Raw genomic sequence first — 20,028 nt, 5'->3', positions numbered from 1 at the left:
AAAATACTCTCTCGTTCATACAAAAGAAATGATGATGACCCTACCGACTTTATACTCTTTTCGCCGCTGCCCTTATGCTATGCGTGCCAGGTTAGGCCTCTACCTTGCTAAGCAAACGGTTAGTTTACGTGAAATTATCTTAAAGCATAAACCCGATCCTATGCTCCAAGCCTCACCGAAAGGCACTGTACCTGTGCTAATTTTACCTAATGGCGAGGTGATAGATGAGAGTTTAGCGATCATGAAATGGGCCTTAGCTCAACACGACCCACAAAATTTACTCGTCAGCGCGACAAACCCCAAGCAAGAAGCAGCCAATGCACTGATTCATTATAATGACCACTCTTTTAAACCTTGGCTCGACAAATACAAGTATGCAGACCGCCATCCACAGCACAGCCAGCAGTACTATCGACAACAAGGCGAAGTCTTTATTGCCCAGTTAGAAAGCTTATTGAACAAACACTCACAACTGCTCGCCAACACTGCCTGTATTGTTGATTACGCCATCTATCCCTTTATTAGACAGTTTGCCCACGTCGATAAAGCTTGGTTTGAGCAATCGCCTTACCCAAAGGTACAAACTTGGTTACGCAACCACCTTCAAAGCGATGATTTCATTGCCATTATGCAAAAGTACCCAACCTGGCTCGACAGCGAACAAGCCTTTATTTTTGGTCAGTTAAAGTAAGCAATTAATCGGCGGCTTTCACAGCCGGTATTTAGTCTGCAGCAATTTGATGTTTAATTGAGTAACCTTTTTCCAATCACTTCACTTTATATCTGTTGTTGACTCAATACCATGCCCAAAGCATCGGTGACATGCCGGCACAGCTAAACCAACCATTCCGCGCGTCTTAAGCGCTATACACCTCTAGATGTAACGTTGAGTCATTACCTTGTAAGCGCAGACACCTACCTTAAACACCTCAGTAAGCTTGCGTGTTTTACACCCGATTTAACGTCCTAAAAAGTAACCGACTACGACCTAAATATGATTTGCCACTCATAAAAAGTTAACTGCAAAAACAATTCATTAGAATGACCATAAATCATTAATTTTAAGCCTACTATCGATATTTATGGAGAGGTAATGATACGAGTGTTTACCGCAAAACAACCTCATGCTAAACCTCGCTCATAAAGTGGGCAGCATAGGAGAATTAATACGTTATTCACCATAGAGGTCGGGGTTGCTTGTTAAACAATCTTTACAATGTATATGCGCAATGTGTGAGCAACCACCAAAAGTTGTTACCAAACAAAAGGCTTAAAGTTAAAGACTTGATTCAAATCACAGAAACACCTGCTTAAACAATGCAACCATCGCAACCCTTAATGGGAATGATTCGCGTTTACATTGCGATACATTTAGTTTCAACAATAAAAATTAGCAAATAAGGTCTCAGTGAATGTTTCAGATTAAACCAACAATCAAAGTCGTCGCGTTAGCATTAGGTACTCTGGTTGTAACCCCTGCCAGCGCACAGGAACAACTAGTCATGCAAGCACCTGACGCTGTCTCTAACACCAATACCGAAACGATGGTTGTAACCGGTACTCGTTCAGAGCAGCTGCTTGAAAAAGTGCCTTCTGCCATTGAAGTCTTTTCTTCCGATGACATTATTGCAATGGGTGCAACATCGGTTAAGGACGTTATTGGTCGTGCGTCAGGAGCTCAAATCTATTCGCAAAAAGGAGGTATTAACCTTCGAGGAATTGGTTTTAACTATACCGTAGTCTTAGTCAACGGCCGTAAGCCCGGTGCAATGGAAAACAACAAGGATTTTCAGAACTACATAACAGAAAGTATCAACCTCGCTAATGTAGAACGGATTGAAGTGCTAAGGGGCCAAGCGGGTTCAATGTATGGTTCTAATGCCATCGGGGGTGTGATCAACATCATCACTAAAAACAACCGAGAAGAGCTATCAACATTTGGTGTCACTCACGGTAATTATGAAACCAAAACAACGTTTAGTCATGACTTTGGCCTGCAAGGTGACGTGTTTGGTCGAGTATCCGGTGCCTATAAACGTTACATTCCGGTCGCTGAAGACGACCTAACAACCGCAGGAAAAACCGCATATTCAGTAGATGGCGACATGTACAATATTGACGGCATGGTTGGGTATGTATTAGATAATAGCCACGAGCTTAGATTAGAAGCAGGCTACTCCGAAGTAGAGACTATTTCAAAAACCAATAGTTTTAGTACCGATGATGATGGGTTCCTGTCACCAGCGGTATCAAACAGGTATGCAGGAAAAACCATTGCTAACACTGCAATGATTTTTGATGGCTACTCTGAAGACCATTCATATTCCGCAAGCTTGGGTTGGAATCAGGTAGAAGTGGCAAACTATGACGATAGCACAGTCACCCACTATGATGTCTTTTCATCCATTCTCGCAGATGTACAAGATGAATGGATTATCAATGATTACAACACTCTTGTTATTGGCGCCGATTATTTACGAGATAATATCGATCGCCCCGATGTTGAATTAGCTGAAGACGTAATCACTCGATATGCGGCCTATGCCCAAAACCAGATGTCATTTTTTGATGATACCTTAATGTTTATCCCATCTGTTCGGTTTGATAACGATAGTGCTTTTGGTAACAAAGTTACTTATCAATTTGGGACAACATATGAATTTGTCCGAGGACATTACTTAAAGGCTAATTACGGCACAGGGTATAAAGCCCCCACGTTAACTGAACTTTATAGCTATGAAACCCAAGGCAATGGAACAGTATGGGGCAACCCCGACCTTAAGCCAGAAGAGTCAACCAGTTTTGATGTTCGATATGAATTTTTTGGCGAACGCTTAACAGCAAGTGTAGGTTATTACAAAACAGAATTAACAGATAAGTTCTCGTCAACAGTCTGTACTGATATGTTATCTAGCGACCCTAACTACGCCGCTTGCCAAGCAGTCGGAGAGCCGATTAATGGCGGCGATAGCATGTTGCGAATAAACGTACTTGAATCCAATATGCAAGGTATTGAGGCAGAAGTCGCTTACCAACTTACCGAAAACCTCAATCTAAAAGCATCTTTAAATTACCTTGATGGTGAACAATTAGATGAAGACGGTATTTGGGGAGCGCAAACCTTTACTGCCGAACAAGTTTATGGCTTAGACATGCAGTATTACCACCCTGAACTGGCGTTAGGAATTAATGCTTGGGGCGCATGGAATAAGGATTATCTATACACAAGTACGTCAACACCTTATGACTTTTATAATTTTAACCTGTCTGTCACTAAAGAGATTGGCAATCATTACTCTGTCAGTTTTGCAGCCTACAACCTACTACAAAGTACAAGGGATACCACCAACGATTCAGCCGTTGAACCGATGGAGTGGCGCTTGAACTTCCAAGCAAAATTCTAATAAATATTGTGCCCTGCAAAGGGCACTTCTCTTTTTCCTTTGAGGTCATTTACTGATGTCATTTAAATCAATACCCTTGGGCATGAATCGGCTTGAGTTTAGTGCGCGCTTGGTATTAGCAACTGTAGGCAACTATTTCTTATGTGCCTTATTTACGGCCACCCTTAGTCACTTACCCAATACCAATGTTGCTTTTGCCATTGAAAGGGCAACAACCCTGTCACTGTTACTATTTACTTTAATATCGATATGGGTATTTTGTGCCCGTAGCGCACTCTATGCATGGGCAATCGCAGCGGCATTCGCCTCGTTATTGCTATTTGCTTATCAATTTTTAACAGTGTGGAGCTAATAACCATGACGATTAAAGATTGCACAAAAAAACACATTATTAATGCCCGCGGCCCTGGTGTGCGAAAAGCCAATAGTTGGCTGCATACCCTAACGGGGTTGTTTTTTGGTTGGATTTTTTATCTTATATTTTTTACCGGTACCCTCAGCTTTTATGCTGAAGAGTTAAAGTTATGGGCATGGCCAGAAGCCCATCAAGCAAGTACAACGACAACCCCTAACTTTAAGGCCGTCGCTAACTACCTTACAACCCATGCATCTGGCGCTTCAGAATGGTTTATTTCTCTGCCTGATGATCGCTACCCAGTCACCAGCTTACGGTACTTTGAAGCAGGTGAAAGACCAAGCAAGTTTGGTGGCAAGCGCTTGTCAATAAATCCACAAACTGGTGAGCCAATTGCTCCGCGAGAATCTCGTTTAGTGAGCAAAATAGTGCAATCTCACTTTATGCTCTTTGGCCTCCCTAAAGGGGCAGGTTTGGCAATCGTTGGAATAATTACCATGGTGATGTTTATTGCTTTAATTACCGGGGTTGTCATTCATCGAAAAATATTTAGCGACTTTTTCACCTTCAGGCCCAAACGTGGGCAGTTATCATGGCAAGACATGCATAATGTGACGGGAGTGGTGGCGCTGCCTTATCACTTTGTATTTATTTTTAGTGGCTTGCTGTTAACTGTGTTTCTATTAAACCCATGGGGGGTTAACTCTGCCATGGATGGTGATAAACGCAGCTTTAGAGAGCTTAGCGGAGGTAAGCATGGTTTACAGATGCAGTATCAACCCTCACCTGCTTTGCAACAACTGCCCGTTTCACAAGGTATGGAGGCAACTCTCACCTCTATTTATAAGCAACTACAGGTTGAAGCTCCAAATGGCCTTAGTGCCATAATGGTCCGCCAACCGGGAACAGATAAGCAAAGCTTTTTGGTGCGAGGGCAAAAAGAGTCCAACCTCGCTCATGGCGCCAATGCCAGAACATGGCAATTTGATAGCCAAGGAAAATTGACAAGTTCGGCGATCCCCAAAGTTCCTCAAAGTGATATCGTTGCGTTTAACAATATACTCGAGCAAATGCATCAACAATTGCATGCCGGCCCGATTGCACGCGCAGTGTACTTTTTAGGTGGTTTGCTCGGTTGCATAATGATCGCAACTGGTTTGATTATGTGGGTACAAAAGCGAGAAAAACGTAAACGAAATACTCAGCCACATCGTGGTGTGGTAATCGCACAACATTTGAATGTGGTCACCATCATTGGCTTGCCAATATCCATTCTACTTGCCATGTGGGCTAACCACTTATTACCTCAATCGATGTCAGGCCGGGCACCACTAGAGCTAGCCGTTTGGGGTGTGTCGTGGTTAGTTCTAATTGCTCATACAGCCTGGGTTAAACCTGCAAATGCATGGCGCCAGCATACAAAATTGCTAGGAGTCTTGGCGCTGTTACTCGCTGTATTTAATATGTCTTTATTATATCCAATGCTCGGACTCGGTAACGTGCTGACTTGGTGGCAAATGCCACTGATAGTACAACTCATTGATGTCGGCCTGTTGATAGTCGCATTACTAAGTTTACTCGCCTTACGCTATATACCTGCACCTGCTAAACGGACACAATTAAAGCAGCAAGAAGCAGCCAAGCTAAAAGGAGAAAAGCAACATGCTTGAGCACTATTTATTATCAACAGCAATTGCCTATATCAGTATCATTTTATTGGCTTTGGCCATGTCAGTGCCACGCCGTAAGAATTGGTATTACAACCAAAATACGGCTCACCGTTATCGACTCAGGCTGATTGCTGTGCCCTTGTTATTGGGTTCTGCTTGGCCAATGGTGTTGTCGTTTGGTGCCACTGAAGGAGTCACTTTATGGTTGATAAACCTTAACCTGCTAGCGTTTTTGGTAGTGATGATGGTTAGCTATTTTTCACATACCCTCTACAAGCAGTGTATTGCGTCTGCGATATTAGGATTGACACTAATGCTTACCTAACTCTCACAAATTTAAGGGTAGCAGTTATTAGGCGATCATCATGAGTAATAGGACTAGCGGTTCTACATAGGTACAACCGCTGCAGTAGCTGGGTCTAAGGGTATGAAATTGGCATACCCTAAAAATGGAATAGTCATAATTACACTTTTGGCCCCAAGAAATTTGCAGTGTCAAACTTGTTTAATGCTAGATCTAAATGGGGCTCATTGCCCCATTTAGATATTTCACTATTTTACCCTCGGGTGAGAAGCCGTTGTTTTTCCAAGCCTCCAATGAAAATCATAGCCAGACAACTGCTTAGCTGGAAAGAAATCCATTCGGTCCCCAAGGTTTAAATCTTCTAACTTGTGCACGCTACAATCTTTATCAAAATACCAAGAATGTCCACCTTCAATGACCAAATGTACGCTAAATACAGATTTATCCTTATCCTTGATAAAAGCACCCATATTTTTTGACGTCGGGTCCCAAGAGTTCCCATGAATAACTTTATTATGTCTATCACCACTTAAAACAATGATAAGGTCATTTTCAGTAGAATTATTTATCACATTGTTCGCCATAAAATAATCTCTTTGTTCATTATCACTATCAAAGAAAAAAACATTAACGTCGTTATTTTTAACTAAAGTATTTAGTTTTGTTAAAAGCTCGAAAATAGCCTTGCTTGTTCGGCCATCGTGATGTTTTTTCCATTGCCAAGAGCTTGCCACACTACTAACTAACAGCTCATTTGAGCCATTAACAATGCCTTGACCATCAAGTAATTCAATCCCAACCTTAATGTTTTTTGGTGTTGTTTTTACTGCATTACAAATCACGTCATAAAATCTTGAAGGAGCTTCATTAGTGCCGTGCATTTCTCCAATTAAGATGTAATTAGCCTCAGCAGAGGTTATTTGACTATGTAGCTCAGCAGGAATGGTATTACATTCAATGGCTGTCGATACTGAAGGGATAAGAAATACAAACAGGTCTATGGTTTTTGCTAATAAAGTCATCTTGTTTAAACCTTGTTTACACACAAGAAAAATACGCAACATATAAAGTAACAACAACTTCCATAAATTTTTGTGCCAACGCTCTCACCCTGTTTACTCTCCTCACGAATTGATGCTTTGTCTTCAAATGACTTAAGCCAATAAATAGAAATGACTAAAAAGGAAAGTCAGTTTGCCAGACTTGAAATTCATGCGTTCCTTCTACTGCTTGTAGATTTTTCCGGCCTTCATAACAAAATCAACGTCTAGCAATTGGTTAATATCGGTTAGTGGGCTGGAGTCGGTGGCAATAATGTCGGCATATTTACCCACCTCAATGGTGCCAAGTTTATCGCTCATACCAATAAGATCAGCGCCGTTAACCGTGGCGGATTTTAAAATGTCGGCTGTAGGCATGCCAGCTTGATGCATCAGCACGGCTTCTTGCGCATTTATACCGTGTTTTGAAACACCACTGTCGGTACCAAAGGCAATCTCAATACCGGCTTTATAAGATTGAGCAAAATTATCAAGCATATCGCCACCCACTCGAATCGCTTTAGTTTTGACCGCTGGCGCCATAAACTGCGATGAACTAGCCATATCTACAACGGTAGCGCCAGCGAGTAAAGTAGGGACCAAATACGCGCCGGTTTGTTTAAATAACTTAATCGTTTCTTTATTGGCATAACTACCGTGCTCAATACTGTCTACTCCAGCCCTAAGTGCTGCATTAATGCCTGCGGCTGCGTGGGCATGACTGGCGACTTTACGGCCAAGTGAGTGTGCTGTGACAACGATCTCTTTTAGTTCATTGTCAGTCATCTGCTGCCCAGTTCCGGTGTCAGTGTTAGATAACACACCGCCAGTTGACGCAACTTTGATGGCGTCGGCACCATATTTGATCACTTGGCGTGTCATTTTGCGGCACTCGATTGCACCATCACATAGATGTTTAGATGATTTCATCGCGAGTATATCTGGTGCCATACCGTCGGCATCTAAGTGACCGCCAGTAATTGAAACCCCTGCTGCAGCTATAATACGTGGCCCTTCAATCCAGCCTTTTTCAACCCCATCGCGCAGCGCATACATTTGCTCGGGTTCGCTGAGTAAGTCACGCACTGTGGTAAAACCCGCAAGTAGAGTAGTTTTAGCGTAGTGCACACTTTTCATGGCGACATCGGCCTTCGAAAGTGTTAACTGCTCAACTTTATTATTTGGCCCTAATTCCATTTGTAAGTGAACGTGCATGTCCATTAATCCCGGCATAACAAAACTGTCGGACAAGTCAACAAGCGTGGCATTTTCCCCCAAAGACATAGCCGGGATAAACCCTTTTTCAACCGCGGTGATCTCGCCGTTGTTAACGACAACAGTATATTTTTTTAAGGGGTCGTTCCCGGGAATGGCTAATAGCTCTCCGGCATGAATAACCTGAATATTAGCCAAAGCCACTTGGCTGAACATAGCGGGAATGATCAAAAATGCCGCAGAGGTAGCGGTAAAAAAGCGCTGTTTAATACGCGCAAATGTTGTCACTGTTGGTGTCATTATGGTTACCATAGTTATGTTAATTTTTTGTAAATATACCTAACCCTCCACGAATGTAAATAGCAATTCACATTACTTTGCCATTTCCGCAACCTATGATAATTTATTGCTTAGTTAATAACTGCATATCTCTGATAAGGCGAAAGCTGTAGTCAGTAAGATCAGCGACAAACACTCGAGTCGAATTAAACGAGCATACGCGCAAGCCACTCAATGACAGATAAGGGATAAACATGTTGAAAAAAAGTATGTGTATAGCACTGGTCATTGCGCCAATCACTCAATCAATGGCAGAAGTGCCGATTGAATCAGCCTCAACGCAACCGGGCAACGTTGCGACCACACTTCAGCTTGAAGATATCTTTAGCCTGGAATATGCCTCTAACCTTGAAATCAATAACAAAGGTGATGAAGTCTATTTTGTGCGTAATTATATGGATATTTTAACTGACAAAAAGTTGGGTAATATTTGGAAAGTCGATAGTAAACAGAACCTAACGCCAGTTACCAATGGCTTGCACTCCGATTATTCACCTACGTTGTCGCCAGACAACAGTAAGCTGGCCTATATTTCTACAGCCAGTGGTTCAGCACAAATCCATATGCGTTGGCTCGATACTGGCGTAAATGGCCAAATGAGCCACTTTAGCCATGCTCCCTCAAATTTGTCTTGGTCACCCGATGGCAAGAGCTTGGCTTTTACCCGCTTTGTTAACAGCAAACCTAAATCAGTAGTGACCTTGCCAGGCAAGCCTGCCAATGCAAAATGGGCTAAACCAGCTGTCTATATTGATGACATGTATTACCGTTTTGATGGTGCAGGAATGACTAAGGCAGGTAATAGCCAAATCTTTGTTATGTCTGCAGAAGGTGGCGCTGCGCGGCAATTAACCCATGCCCCTTATGACCATAACGGCCCCCTCAGTTGGACCCATGACGGACAACAGATTATTTATGCCAGTAACACGCGTGCTGACAGTGAGCTTGAATGGACCGACACTAATATTTACAGCGTTAATATAAGCAGTCTAGAAACAACCGAGCTAACAACCCGAAAAGGCCCTGACAAGCACCCTATTGTGTCACCTAATGGTAAGATGATTGCTTATTTAGGCGCTGATCAACACTACAAAAATTACGAAAATACACAATTGTATGTAATGAATATTGATGGCTCTGACAAACGCTCTCTAACTGCTGATTTTGACCGCTCAGTCAATAGCATTCAGTGGGCTGATAATAGTAAAGCCGTCTACATGAGCTATCACGATAAAGGTGAAACATATGTCGCCTACAAACCTTTAACTGGCAAGCAGCGTATTGTTGCCAAAAACCTCGGTGGCTTAGCATTTGGCCGCCCGTATACCGGCAGCGAATTTGATGTAGCGACTAACGGGACTATCGCGTTTACCTATTCAGATCCACAGCGCCCAGCTGACATTAGCATTAGCAAAAAAGGCAGAACCACTCAGTTGACTCACCTTAATAGTGATGCTTTAGATCATAAAACATTAGGGACAGTTGAAGAACTCAATGTTAAGTCGTCATTTGATGATCGCGATATTCAAGCTTGGGTTGTTTATCCGCCAAACTACCAAGCCGAAAAAGCTGCGGGGAAAAAGTTTCCGCTGATTTTAGAAATTCACGGCGGGCCAGTCACCAATTACGGCCCTCACTTTTCAGCTGAGATCCAATTAATGGCCGCACAAGGTTATGTAGTGGTTTACGCCAACCCTCGCGGCAGTGACAGTTATGGCAAAGAGTTCGCCCAAACCATTTATAACAACTACCCCAGCCAAGACTATGATGATTTGATGTCTGTCGTTGATGGCGTTATCGCTAAAGAACCCATTGACCCGCAGGCACTATTTGTTACAGGCGGCTCTGGTGGTGGCGTACTCACGGCATGGATTGTCGGCCATACCGACCGATTTAAAGCCGCGGTCGTTGCTAAACCTGTAATTAATTGGTTTAGTTTTAGCTTAACGACCGATATCTATACGTTTGTGATAAAAAACTGGTTCGACAAAATGCCGTGGGAAGATAGCGAACACTACATGAAGTTATCGCCCATTAGCTACGTAGGAAATGTTACCACACCAACAATGCTACTCACAGGCGAGGCAGACAAGCGTACCCCAATAGCTGAAACAGAGCAGTTTTATCAAGCACTTAAATTACAAGATGTGGATACTGCAATGGTTAGAATACCCGACGCACCACATGGCATTTATAAACGTCCAAGTAATTTAATGTCTAAAGTGGCCCATATACTATGGTGGTTTGAAAAGTACCAACAACCCAGCGAGACAAAATAGAAACAATGCCACTGTAAGTTGAGTGTACCTAAAGCTAACCAACTTGCTTAAATCATCAAAAAAGCCAGTAAGACGTTATTCGTGTTACTGGCTTTTTTATTTGTCATGTTAAGTAAATAATAGCGACACTGCGGCGTGATTGGCAAACAATGCAGCAAAACACAACGTATAGCCCACCTTTGGTGCGGCTTAAGCTGGCTTTGTGTTTGTTAAAGGCCTTACATCTGTTTATCGACCCTAACGTAACCTTTTAGGTATACCACCCGCACTTCATCATTAACATTAAACACCATACCTTGGTCTAAGTCTTGGACCACCATAGCCTGCTCACCGGTGTCGAGGGTTATCATCATTTCTATCAATCTTAACTCTTGATAATATGAGCTATCACCATAATTATTACCGATCCCTGCGCCTAAAAGTGCCCCTAGCACCGTAGCAACATCTTGCCCTGAACCGCTACCAAATTGATGCCCAACAACGCCTCCGACAAGTGCACCACCGAATGTTTTCCACCCCGCATTTCGGTCTTCAACAAGTTGCTTTTGTGTAATATTTCTTACCGTAGCAACATGTCCAAATTCCACTTTTTCAACCGATACCGCTTGATTACGTTGGTATGGACCCGCAAAGGCTGTCGACACACTAAAAAGTAAACCGGCTATCATAAAAACAATCAGATGAGGTTTCAACATAGGCCATTTTCCGCTAACTTAAAGATAAGTACATTACCTAATTTTACTCAATTGTGAACAAACTGTCTTATTTAAATCCTGAACAACTCGATTTTCCCCCAGCAGAGCAAGCGCTACGTGACCCAAACGGGCTATTAGCTGTGGGCGGTGATCTACAGCCTGACAGACTTCTGAATGCTTATTACAATGGTATTTTCCCTTGGTTTAACCAAGACGATCCCATTTTGTGGTGGTCACCTGATCCCCGTGCGGTTTTTATTCCCGGCAGTTTAAATATCAGTCGGAGTTTAGTTAAATACCTTAAAAAGCAGCAATGGACTTTTACCATCAATAAGCAGTTCTCAAAGGTGATGCAGGGCTGCGCTGCGCCAAGGGCAAAACAAGATGGCACCTGGATCACAGCAGATATTCAACAGGCTTATCTTAGCTTGCACCAACAAGGCCGAGCGCACTCAATTGAAGTATGGGAAAACGACACCTTAATTGGAGGGCTTTATGGATTGGCTATTGGCCAAGTCTTTTGCGGCGAATCCATGTTTCACCTGCGCACCAATGCGTCTAAAGCTGCTATGATCGTCCTACAGCAACATCTTTTGCGCTGTGGTTTTAAACTTATTGATGCACAAGTGGAAAACGACCACTTAAGCAGTATGGGTTCTAAATCAATTTCGCGTAATGATTTTCTCGAACTACTTCGTCACTTAAGAAACGGCAACGTTAACTCTGACAGTTGGTTAACGACAGAGGTAAAGATTGAACTCTAAAAACAGATCCATCTCAGTCGGTATAACCGACGTTTTTCCTTGTAGCTACATTGATGCAAGACAAGAACAACTTTTAGTATTGCAAGAAGAGGTCATCGACGCGGAGTTATTTGAACAGTTACTCGCGCTAGGTTTTCGTCGTAGCAGTAGCATGATTTATAAACCACAGTGCCCACAATGTAATGCCTGCTTGCCGATACGACTAGAAATTGATGAATTTATTTTATCTAAAAGGCAAAAAAGAACGCTAAAAAATAATCAAGATTTAAGCTGGAAAATTGTTGAACACAAAACCGATGAGCAATACGCTCTGTACGAGCGCTACATCAACACCCGACATCAAGATGGCTCTATGTATCCAGCAACTCCGGAACAGTACGACAGCTTTGCGACAGCAAGCTGGACACAGCCTTTGTTTATTGAGGTCTCTCTCGGTGAAAAACTTATCGGTGTTGCAGTGACCGATGTATTACCAAATGGCTTATCAGCCATCTATAGTTACTTTGACCCTGACCAGCACAAGCGCTCACTCGGCAGTTTACTCATATTGCTGCAAACCAAAATTGCTAAAATGATGCAAAAGCAATATCTGTACTTAGGTTATCAAATTGATGAATCAAGAAAGATGAATTACAAACGTGATTATCGACCACATCAAATTCTTACAGCATCTGGTTGGGTCACTGAAATTGATATAAAAAACCTTAGTAATTAACTAATAACGTCTACGTAACAGTGATTCGCACAACCTTTTCTTTACAGCGAGGTTAATTTGCGGCATGATACGCCCGTTTTTAATATTTGAAGGCTAACAGGATAACTGATTAATGGCGAAAGAAGACAACATTGAAATGCAAGGCACAATCCTTGAAACCTTGCCAAATACAATGTTTCGTGTAGAACTTGAAAATGGTCATGTCGTAACGGCACATATTTCAGGAAAAATGCGTAAAAACTATATCCGTATTCTTACGGGTGACAAGGTAACGGTTCAACTGACCCCTTACGATTTGAGTAAAGGACGCATCGTCTTCCGTTCACGCTAAGTTATTATTAGCCATAACGTATTTTAAAAAAGCCGGCTTATGCCGGCTTTTTGTTGTCTGATATTTACGAGACTAAAATCGTGGGAGCCAAATAGACCCCCACTGGACAAACCTTAATGCAACTCTTTTTCTGTTGCCTCAATCTTTATCACTAACTCATCGCCTTTGGTGTCGATATGTGCCACACCACCCTTTTCAAGATCACCAAACAGTATTGCATCTGCTAGCGGACGTTTTATCAGATCAGTCACCACGCGTGACATTGGTCTAGCCCCCATGGACTTGTCATAGCCTTTCTCAGCTAATAACGTTCTGGCTTCATCACTCACATGCAGCATTACTGACTTATCGTCTAATTGAGCTTGTAGCTCGACTAAGAACTTATCAACGACCTTAGCAATAACCGTCATATCAAGGTGATTAAACCAGATAATAGAGTCAAGGCGATTACGAAACTCAGGTGTAAATACCTTATTAATTTCTGATAACGCATCTTGAGTGTGATCTTGTTGCTTAAAGCCTATCGACTTACGAATAGTCTCTTGTACGCCAGCATTCGTCGTCATCACCAAAGATACATGTCTAAAGTCAGCTTTACGGCCATTGTTGTCCGTTAACGTGCCGTGATCCATCACTTGCAGTAATAGGTTATATACATCTGGGTGCGCTTTTTCTATTTCATCAAGCAACACAACGCAATGTGGATTTTTAATCACTGCATCAGTCAGCAAACCACCTTGTTCATAACCTACATATCCCGGAGGCGCACCAATTAGGCGTGATACCGTATGGCTTTCCATATATTCAGACATATCAAATCGTACTAAGCTCAACCCAAGGCATTTTGCTAACTGGCTAGTAACCTCGGTTTTACCCACACCTGTAGGCCCTGCAAACAAGAAGCTACCAACCGGTTTGTTCTCGCCACCTAATCCACTCCGAGATAAGCGTATTGCAGAGCTAAGCCCTTCAATTGCCATATCTTGCCCAAATACCACCATTTTAAGATTACGCTCAAGGTTCTTAAGCATATCTTTATCAGAGCTCGAAACAGATTTTTCTGGGATCCGCGCCATCTTAGCAATAATGGTTTCAATTTCACTTTGACCGATGGTCTTTTTGCGCTTACTTACAGGCAACATTGCCATTCGAGCGCCAGCTTCATCAATCACATCAATGGCTTTGTCAGGAAGGTGTCTATCGTTAATGTGTTTATCAGACAACTTAGCCGCCACACTTAGAGCCGCCATAGTGTATTTCACGTTATGATATTCTTCGTACGTTGACTTCAACCCCTGCAAAATTTTAGTGGTTTCTGCCACTGACGGTTCGTTAATGTCCACTTTTTGAAAACGGCGTGCTAATGCACGATCTTTCTCAAAAATACTTTGGTACTCTTGGAATGTCGTTGACCCCATACACCTTAACTTACCACTTGAAAGCATGGGCTTAAGTAAATTAGAAGCATCCATGACTCCACCTGAGGCAGAACCGGCTCCAATAATGGTATGAATTTCATCAATAAATAAAATAGCGTGTTCGTCGGTGGCAAGTTCTTTGAGTAGCCCCTTAAAGCGTTTCTCAAAATCACCGCGATACTTGGTTCCGGCCAACAGTGCGCCTAAATCGAGTGAGTAAACCGTTGCTTCACTCATCACCTCAGGCACTTCATTGCTAACAATTCGGTAGGCAAGCCCTTCTGCAATGGCGGTTTTACCAACACCCGCTTCACCAACTAACAAAGGGTTATTTTTGCGCCGACGACATAAGGTTTGAATTGAACGCTCAATCTCTTCACTACGGCCAATCAGTGGATCAATTTCACCTCTTTTGGCTAACTCATTCAAGTTAGCGGTAAATTGCTGCAAGATGCTGCGTTCTTCTTCCACTTCTGGCTGGTCTTCAACACGGTTTGGCTCGGCGTCGGTATCAACATCATTTTTAGAAAATCCGTGCGAGATAAAATTAACCACATCAAGACGCGTCACTTCGCCTGAACGTAATAAATACACAGCTTGAGATTCTTGCTCACTAAAAATAGCCACTAATACATTTGCGCCAGTGACTTCGTTTCGTCCCGATGACTGCACATGAAAAACCGCACGCTGAAGTACACGTTGAAAACCGAGTGTTGGTTGGGTTTCTTTCTCTTCTTCAGGATCAGAAATAATCGGCGTAGTTTGTAAAATAAAGCTGGAAACTTCGCCTCGGAGTTTATCTAGATTTGCTCCGCATGCAACTAACGCCTCTTGTGCGGCAGGGTTATCAATTAATGCCAACAATAAATGCTCGACAGTCATGTATTCATGTCGTGCATCTCTAGCTTGCTGAAATGCCAGATTTAAAGTGACCTCAAGATCTTTATTTAGCATAAGAACCCCCAAAAATTAAAAACAGATTCAACCAAATTAGGCCTCCTCTAAAGAACACAGTAATGGATGTTGATTTTGTCTTGCAAATTGATTGACTTGCGCCACCTTAGTCTCAGCAATTCCGTAAGGATAAACACCACAAATCCCCTTACCTTTATGATGAATAGCAAGCATGATTTCCGTGGCTTGCGCTTCATCCTTTTTAAAAAATAACTGCAAAATCTCAATAACGAAGTCCATCGGCGTATAATCATCGTTATTCAAGATAACTTTATACATAGAAGGTTGTTTAAACTCTGATTCAACGCTTTCTTCTATGTGCTCTATGCTTTCTGTTCTACTCATGTTTCAATATTAGCCTCTAGTCTTGGCTTGTTCCAATTGATTATCAAATCTCTTCCTATTTAATAACACAAATTGTACCAAATAGAATGTGTAACATTACACACTTAAATGTTGCCCAATTGTTAAATTTTACTTGACAAGCAACTTTTCTGCTTTCATTCTGGTCAGTAAGCGAGGCATTCCCCTCGTTGATAAGTTTTACTATCTTACTGGTAAGTGGACAACAGAAGGAAGTGGAAGTATGGCAAGCGGAACTGTCAAGTGGTTCAACAACGCCAAAGGATTCGGGTTTATTTGCCCTGATGCTGGCGGTGAAGATGTTTTTGCGCATTATTCTACCATCGAAATGGAAGGCTATCGAACATTAAAAGCAGGTCAGCCTGTTAGTTTCGAAGTAGAAGCCGGACCTAAAGGTATGCATGCATCAGCAATTTCGCCAACTAACTAGGTTAGTTGCCGATAACAAAAAAGCAGAGTAGTTAGCTACTCTGCTTTTTTATTGCCTAACAGCCTGCGCTAAACAGGTTTTTAATGGCACACGACATTTAAGCTTCAATAATCGCGTTTAATGTAGCACTCGGACGCATCGCTTTAGCAGCTTTAGTTGCATCAAGACGGTAATAGCCGCCAAGATCCACTGCTGGGCCTTGAGCACCATTAAGCTCGGCGACAATTTTTTGCTCGTTACGGGTAAGACCTTCTGCAAATGCAGCAAACTGGGATTGTAACTCAGAGTCTTGAGTTTGAGCCGCTATAGCTTGAGCCCAGTAAAGTGCTAGGTAGTAGTGACTACCACGATTATCTAACTCACCTACACGACGTGATGGTGACTTGTTTGTATCAAGAAACTGACCAATAGCAAGGTCAAGTGTATCGGCTAGCACTTGTGCTTTTGCATTATTTGTCGTTTGACTTAAATGCTCTAAAGAAGCGGCTAATGCTAAAAACTCACCTAAAGAGTCCCAACGCAAGTGTCCTTCTTTTTCAACTTGTTGAACATGTTTAGGTGCACTGCCACCCGCACCAGTTTCAAATAAACCACCGCCGTTCATTAACGGGACAATCGACAGCATTTTGGCACTAGTACCAAGTTCCAAGATAGGAAACAAGTCAGTTAGGTAATCACGTAACACGTTGCCTGTTACAGAAATCGTGTCTTGACCAGCGCGTACCCGCTCCAATGTAAATCGAGTAGCCTCCACAGGTGACATAATGTGGATCTCAAGGTCACTGGTGTCATGGTCTTTAAGATACAGTTCAACCTTATTGATAATTTCAGCATCATGAGCACGAGCCGCATCGAGCCAAAATACAGCGGGTGTAGCAGACAAACGTGAACGATTAACAGCCAGCTTAACCCAATCACGAATCGGGGCGTCTTTCACTTGGCACATTCTAAAAATATCGCCAGCTTCAACCTGGTGCGACATTAATACCGCGCCATCTTGGTCAATAACATTCACAATTCCTGCGGCAGCTATTTCGAATGTTTTATCGTGGCTACCGTACTCTTCCGCTTTTTGTGCCATTAAACCAACATTCGGTACACTGCCCATTGTACTTGGGTCAAACGCACCATTGTTAATACAAAAATCGATTGTTGCTTGGTAAACACCAGCGTAGCAACGATCTGGGATCATCGCTTTCATGTCTTTGAGTTGCCCATCTGGGCCCCACATTTGGCCTGACGTACGAATAGCGGCAGGCATTGAGGCATCGATAATTACATCACTTGGTACATGTAGATTGGTAATGCCTTTATCTGAATCAACCATCGCAAGTTCTGCACTGTTGGTGTACACCTGTGCAATAGCAGCTTCAATTTCAGCTTGCTGCTGAGCAGGTAAAGACGCTATTTTGGCGTAAACATCACCCACACCGTTATTAACGTCAACGCCGAGCTGTTCAAATAACTCACCATATTTAGTAAATACATCTTTATAGAATACTTTAACCGCATGCCCAAAAAGAATCGGGTCAGAAACTTTCATCATGGTCGCTTTTAAGTGCAGTGATAATAGAACGTCTTGCTCTTTCGCCTTTAGCGTTTCACGCTCATAAAAATCGACTAATGCTGCTTTACTCATCACAGCAGAGTCAATCACTTCACCCGCTTGTAATGCAATCGTCTTTCGTAATACTTGCTCCGAACCATCGGTCTTGGTCAGTACAATAGAAACACTGCCAGGAGCTGCCACTGTGACTGACTTTTCACTGCCATAAAAATCGCCTTCATGCATGTGCGCAACATGAGACTTTGAATCCGGTGACCACTTGCCCATTGAGTGTGGATTTTTTTGAGCAAACTTTTTAACTGAACCTGGTGCACGTCGATCAGAGTTACCTTCGCGCAATACTGGGTTTACCGCACTTCCCTTAACTCTGTCGTAGCGAGCCTGAAACTCTTTTTCTGCAGCGTTTTTAGGTTCATCTGGGTAACTTGGAATGTCATACCCTTTGTTTTGCAGCTCCAAGATACACGCTTTAAGCTGTGGCAAAGATGCACTTATATTAGGCAATTTAATGATGTTTGCTTCTGGCTTATTAGCCAATTCGCCCAGTTCAGCTAAAGCATCACCCATTTTTTGCTCAGCCGTTAAATTTTCAGGAAATACTGCGATGATCCGACCAGATAATGAAATATCACGGGTTTCGACATCAATACCGGCACTTTTAGTAAACTTTTTAATAATGGGTAACAAAGACAGCGTTGCTAATGCAGGAGCTTCGTCTGTTTCGGTATAGATTATGGTTGATACTTTATCGTTCATTTGTTGTCCTACAAGTTTAAATTTATGATTTTATTATAATAATTATATTTGTTTTTATGATTTCTTCGCTATCGACCTTAAGCAACATCGTATTATTTCGCAAAAAATACTGCGCAACTTCACATAATTGCGCGTTCTTGGTTGCGAGTCACACTTTTATTGGTGTCCATCATAAAACATTCCGAGCAAGATTCAAATTCCACTAAGGGCGAATGAGCAGTACAATAAGATAATTAGTCCATTTTAAAAAGTTAATTTGCGTGACTCAGCCATTTTCAAAGAACAAACCACAACGAAAACAGTCTAAGCCTAATGGCTTCACAGCTAAAGCAGGCCAAAAGACTTACCGTAAGTCACGGCCAAACAATAAACCTAAGACTGTCGATAACCCTATCATAGTACTGTTTAACAAGCCTTTTGATGTGCTTTGTCAATTTACAGATGAGCAAGGTCGTCAAACCTTAAAAGACTTTATACCAATTAAAGATGTGTACGCCGCCGGTCGATTAGATCGCGACAGTGAAGGCCTTTTACTGCTCACAAACGATGGTAAGTTACAGTCACAAATTACTGAACCTAAAAAGAAAACCTTTAAAATTTACTGGGTTCAAGTCGAAGGTGAACCTACTGAAAACGATCTTGATAAGTTACGTCGCGGTGTTGAGCTTAAAGATGGGCTAACCTTACCTGCTAACGTAAACATTATGCAAAGTCCATCAGTATGGCCACGTGTGCCTCCCATTAGAGAGCGAGCGAATATTGCTACGACCTGGTTAAGCATCGAAATTTGTGAAGGCCGTAATCGACAAGTCAGAAGGATGACCGCAAATATTGGCTTTCCAACCTTAAGACTGATCCGCTATAAAATAGGTCAATGGTGTCTAGATGACTTACCAAATGGTCAGTACCGCCAAATAGCAATGAAATCTAAAAGTGCCTGATCGCTATAAGCCCAACACAACGGTTGCTTGTGTAATTGAATCTAATGGCCGCTTTCTATTAGTAGAAGAACTCATAGAAGGCGGCATCAAATATAATCAACCTGCAGGCCATCTTGAAGCAAACGAGTCGCTCGTCGATGCCTGTATTAGAGAAGTAAAAGAAGAAACTGGCCTTGTGATCAAACCCGAAGGCCTGACTGCAATATACCAATATAGTGCGTCAACACACTTAGCCTTTGTGCGATATACCTTTTATTTAACGCTTGAAAAATGCGTTATTTCAGAGCCTATTGATCCCGCGATACAGGCGTGTAAGTGGCTAACATACGCAGAGATTGTTGCGCTGAAACCTCAGCATAGAAGCCCGTTAGTACTTAAAAGTATTGAAGATTATAAAACCAACAAACGATACCCTCTCGAAATTCTAAATGATCAATGGCTTTAATGGCTCGTTTATCCAATGCATGGTAGAATACGCCCCCGCAGAA

The 20,028-nt window shown here is 42.3% G+C and carries 18 protein-coding genes; 12 read left to right on the top strand and 6 right to left on the bottom strand.

Annotated features, from left to right (window positions below; all coding sequences use genetic code 11):
• The first annotated feature begins 34 nt into the window (after positions 1–34).
• The 5 genes from RGE70_RS07175 (at position 35) to RGE70_RS07155 (ending at position 5,754) form a co-directional block, all read left to right on the top strand.
• On the top strand, positions 35–691 hold the full coding sequence (locus tag RGE70_RS07175; RefSeq protein WP_310470808.1) for a glutathione S-transferase: 657 nt from the start codon (positions 35–37) through the stop codon (positions 689–691).
• 721 nt (positions 692–1,412) lie between these two features.
• Entirely contained in the window at positions 1,413–3,404 is a 1,992-nt protein-coding gene (locus RGE70_RS07170) for a TonB-dependent receptor plug domain-containing protein (protein ID WP_310470807.1), read from the top strand.
• A 55-nt stretch (positions 3,405–3,459) separates the two neighbouring features.
• The gene (locus RGE70_RS07165) at positions 3,460–3,756 is read left to right on the top strand and encodes a hypothetical protein (RefSeq protein WP_310470806.1); all 297 of its coding nucleotides are present in this window, start codon (positions 3,460–3,462) and stop codon (positions 3,754–3,756) included.
• 5 nt (positions 3,757–3,761) lie between these two features.
• Positions 3,762–5,429, top strand: a complete 1,668-nt coding sequence (locus RGE70_RS07160) for a PepSY-associated TM helix domain-containing protein (protein ID WP_310470805.1) — start codon at positions 3,762–3,764, stop codon at positions 5,427–5,429.
• On the top strand, positions 5,422–5,754 hold the full coding sequence (locus RGE70_RS07155; protein WP_310470804.1) for a DUF3325 family protein: 333 nt from the start codon (positions 5,422–5,424) through the stop codon (positions 5,752–5,754). Before RGE70_RS07160 ends, RGE70_RS07155 begins: the two co-directional genes overlap by 8 nt.
• A 227-nt stretch (positions 5,755–5,981) precedes the next feature.
• Here RGE70_RS07155 and RGE70_RS07150 read toward each other — a convergent pair whose 3' ends face one another.
• Together RGE70_RS07150 and RGE70_RS07145 are read right to left on the bottom strand one after the other, a co-directional pair.
• Positions 5,982–6,755 (bottom strand): hypothetical protein, encoded by a 774-nt coding sequence (locus RGE70_RS07150; protein WP_310470803.1) that lies wholly within the window; start codon positions 6,753–6,755, stop codon positions 5,982–5,984.
• A gap of 201 nt (positions 6,756–6,956) precedes the next feature.
• Entirely contained in the window at positions 6,957–8,204 is a 1,248-nt protein-coding gene (locus RGE70_RS07145) for a metal-dependent hydrolase family protein (RefSeq protein ID WP_310472943.1), read from the bottom strand.
• Between the two features lie 317 nt (positions 8,205–8,521).
• Here RGE70_RS07145 and RGE70_RS07140 point away from each other — a divergent pair, with 317 nt between their 5' ends.
• Positions 8,522–10,606 (top strand): S9 family peptidase, encoded by a 2,085-nt coding sequence (locus tag RGE70_RS07140; RefSeq protein WP_310470802.1) that lies wholly within the window; start codon positions 8,522–8,524, stop codon positions 10,604–10,606.
• Positions 10,607–10,824: 218 nt separating this feature from the next.
• Here the strand turns inward: RGE70_RS07140 and RGE70_RS07135 are convergent, their stop codons facing one another.
• A complete protein-coding gene (locus RGE70_RS07135; protein WP_310470801.1) occupies positions 10,825–11,301 on the bottom strand; it encodes an outer membrane lipoprotein in 477 nt (158 codons plus the stop codon).
• Between the two features lie 53 nt (positions 11,302–11,354).
• Between RGE70_RS07135 and aat the strand changes: the two genes are divergently transcribed.
• The 3 genes from aat to infA all read left to right on the top strand — a co-directional run bounded on the left by aat (position 11,355) and on the right by infA (position 13,111).
• Positions 11,355–12,065, top strand: a complete 711-nt coding sequence (gene aat, locus RGE70_RS07130) for a leucyl/phenylalanyl-tRNA--protein transferase (protein WP_310470800.1) — start codon at positions 11,355–11,357, stop codon at positions 12,063–12,065.
• Complete coding sequence (locus tag RGE70_RS07125; protein WP_310470799.1) at positions 12,055–12,780, top strand: arginyltransferase; 726 nt, start codon at positions 12,055–12,057, stop codon at positions 12,778–12,780. The genes aat and RGE70_RS07125 overlap by 11 nt, the downstream gene beginning before the upstream one ends.
• A 112-nt stretch (positions 12,781–12,892) precedes the next feature.
• Complete coding sequence (infA, locus tag RGE70_RS07120; protein WP_005500725.1) at positions 12,893–13,111, top strand: translation initiation factor IF-1; 219 nt, start codon at positions 12,893–12,895, stop codon at positions 13,109–13,111.
• A gap of 113 nt (positions 13,112–13,224) precedes the next feature.
• On the opposite strand, the gene clpA is transcribed toward infA, so the two are convergent.
• Complete coding sequence (clpA, locus tag RGE70_RS07115; protein WP_310470798.1) at positions 13,225–15,483, bottom strand: ATP-dependent Clp protease ATP-binding subunit ClpA; 2,259 nt, start codon at positions 15,481–15,483, stop codon at positions 13,225–13,227.
• 36 nt (positions 15,484–15,519) lie between these two features.
• Positions 15,520–15,828 (bottom strand): ATP-dependent Clp protease adapter ClpS, encoded by a 309-nt coding sequence (gene clpS, locus RGE70_RS07110; protein ID WP_310470797.1) that lies wholly within the window; start codon positions 15,826–15,828, stop codon positions 15,520–15,522.
• 241 nt (positions 15,829–16,069) lie between these two features.
• Between clpS and cspD the strand changes: the two genes are divergently transcribed.
• Complete coding sequence (cspD, locus tag RGE70_RS07105) at positions 16,070–16,276, top strand: cold shock domain-containing protein CspD (RefSeq protein ID WP_012155761.1); 207 nt, start codon at positions 16,070–16,072, stop codon at positions 16,274–16,276.
• 97 nt (positions 16,277–16,373) lie between these two features.
• Here cspD and RGE70_RS07100 read toward each other — a convergent pair whose 3' ends face one another.
• A complete protein-coding gene (locus RGE70_RS07100; protein WP_310470796.1) occupies positions 16,374–18,599 on the bottom strand; it encodes an NADP-dependent isocitrate dehydrogenase in 2,226 nt (741 codons plus the stop codon).
• Between the two features lie 260 nt (positions 18,600–18,859).
• On the opposite strand from RGE70_RS07100, the gene RGE70_RS07095 reads away from it, so the two are divergent.
• Together RGE70_RS07095 and RGE70_RS07090 are read left to right on the top strand one after the other, a co-directional pair.
• Positions 18,860–19,540: a pseudouridine synthase gene (locus RGE70_RS07095; RefSeq protein ID WP_310470795.1), complete on the top strand. Its 681-nt coding sequence runs from the start codon at positions 18,860–18,862 to the stop codon at positions 19,538–19,540.
• On the top strand, positions 19,533–19,985 hold the full coding sequence (locus tag RGE70_RS07090) for an NUDIX hydrolase (protein WP_310470794.1): 453 nt from the start codon (positions 19,533–19,535) through the stop codon (positions 19,983–19,985). Before RGE70_RS07095 ends, RGE70_RS07090 begins: the two co-directional genes overlap by 8 nt.
• Positions 19,986–20,028: the final 43 nt, after the last annotated feature.

The organism is Shewanella youngdeokensis, assembly GCF_033180165.1.
GTDB lineage: Bacteria > Pseudomonadota > Gammaproteobacteria > Enterobacterales > Shewanellaceae > Shewanella > Shewanella youngdeokensis.
This window is presented reverse-complemented; position numbering and strand designations above follow the sequence as displayed.

Bases quoted from the DNA above. Each gene is read 5' to 3' on its own strand.
- RGE70_RS07100 (WP_310470796.1), bottom strand. From the start codon at position 18,599: ATGAACGATAAAGTATCAACCATAATCTATACCGAAACAGACGAAGCT.
- RGE70_RS07165 (WP_310470806.1), top strand. From the start codon at position 3,460: ATGTCATTTAAATCAATACCCTTGGGCATGAATCGGCTTGAGTTTAGT.
- RGE70_RS07135 (WP_310470801.1), bottom strand. From the start codon at position 11,301: ATGTTGAAACCTCATCTGATTGTTTTTATGATAGCCGGTTTACTTTTT.
- clpA (WP_310470798.1), bottom strand. From the start codon at position 15,483: ATGCTAAATAAAGATCTTGAGGTCACTTTAAATCTGGCATTTCAGCAA.
- RGE70_RS07145 (WP_310472943.1), bottom strand. From the start codon at position 8,204: ATGTTCAGCCAAGTGGCTTTGGCTAATATTCAGGTTATTCATGCCGGA.
- RGE70_RS07175 (WP_310470808.1), top strand. From the start codon at position 35: ATGACCCTACCGACTTTATACTCTTTTCGCCGCTGCCCTTATGCTATG.
- RGE70_RS07140 (WP_310470802.1), top strand. From the start codon at position 8,522: ATGTTGAAAAAAAGTATGTGTATAGCACTGGTCATTGCGCCAATCACT.
- cspD (WP_012155761.1), top strand. From the start codon at position 16,070: ATGGCAAGCGGAACTGTCAAGTGGTTCAACAACGCCAAAGGATTCGGG.
- RGE70_RS07160 (WP_310470805.1), top strand. From the start codon at position 3,762: ATGACGATTAAAGATTGCACAAAAAAACACATTATTAATGCCCGCGGC.
- RGE70_RS07170 (WP_310470807.1), top strand. From the start codon at position 1,413: ATGTTTCAGATTAAACCAACAATCAAAGTCGTCGCGTTAGCATTAGGT.
- RGE70_RS07150 (WP_310470803.1), bottom strand. From the start codon at position 6,755: ATGACTTTATTAGCAAAAACCATAGACCTGTTTGTATTTCTTATCCCT.
- infA (WP_005500725.1), top strand. From the start codon at position 12,893: ATGGCGAAAGAAGACAACATTGAAATGCAAGGCACAATCCTTGAAACC.
- clpS (WP_310470797.1), bottom strand. From the start codon at position 15,828: ATGAGTAGAACAGAAAGCATAGAGCACATAGAAGAAAGCGTTGAATCA.
- RGE70_RS07155 (WP_310470804.1), top strand. From the start codon at position 5,422: ATGCTTGAGCACTATTTATTATCAACAGCAATTGCCTATATCAGTATC.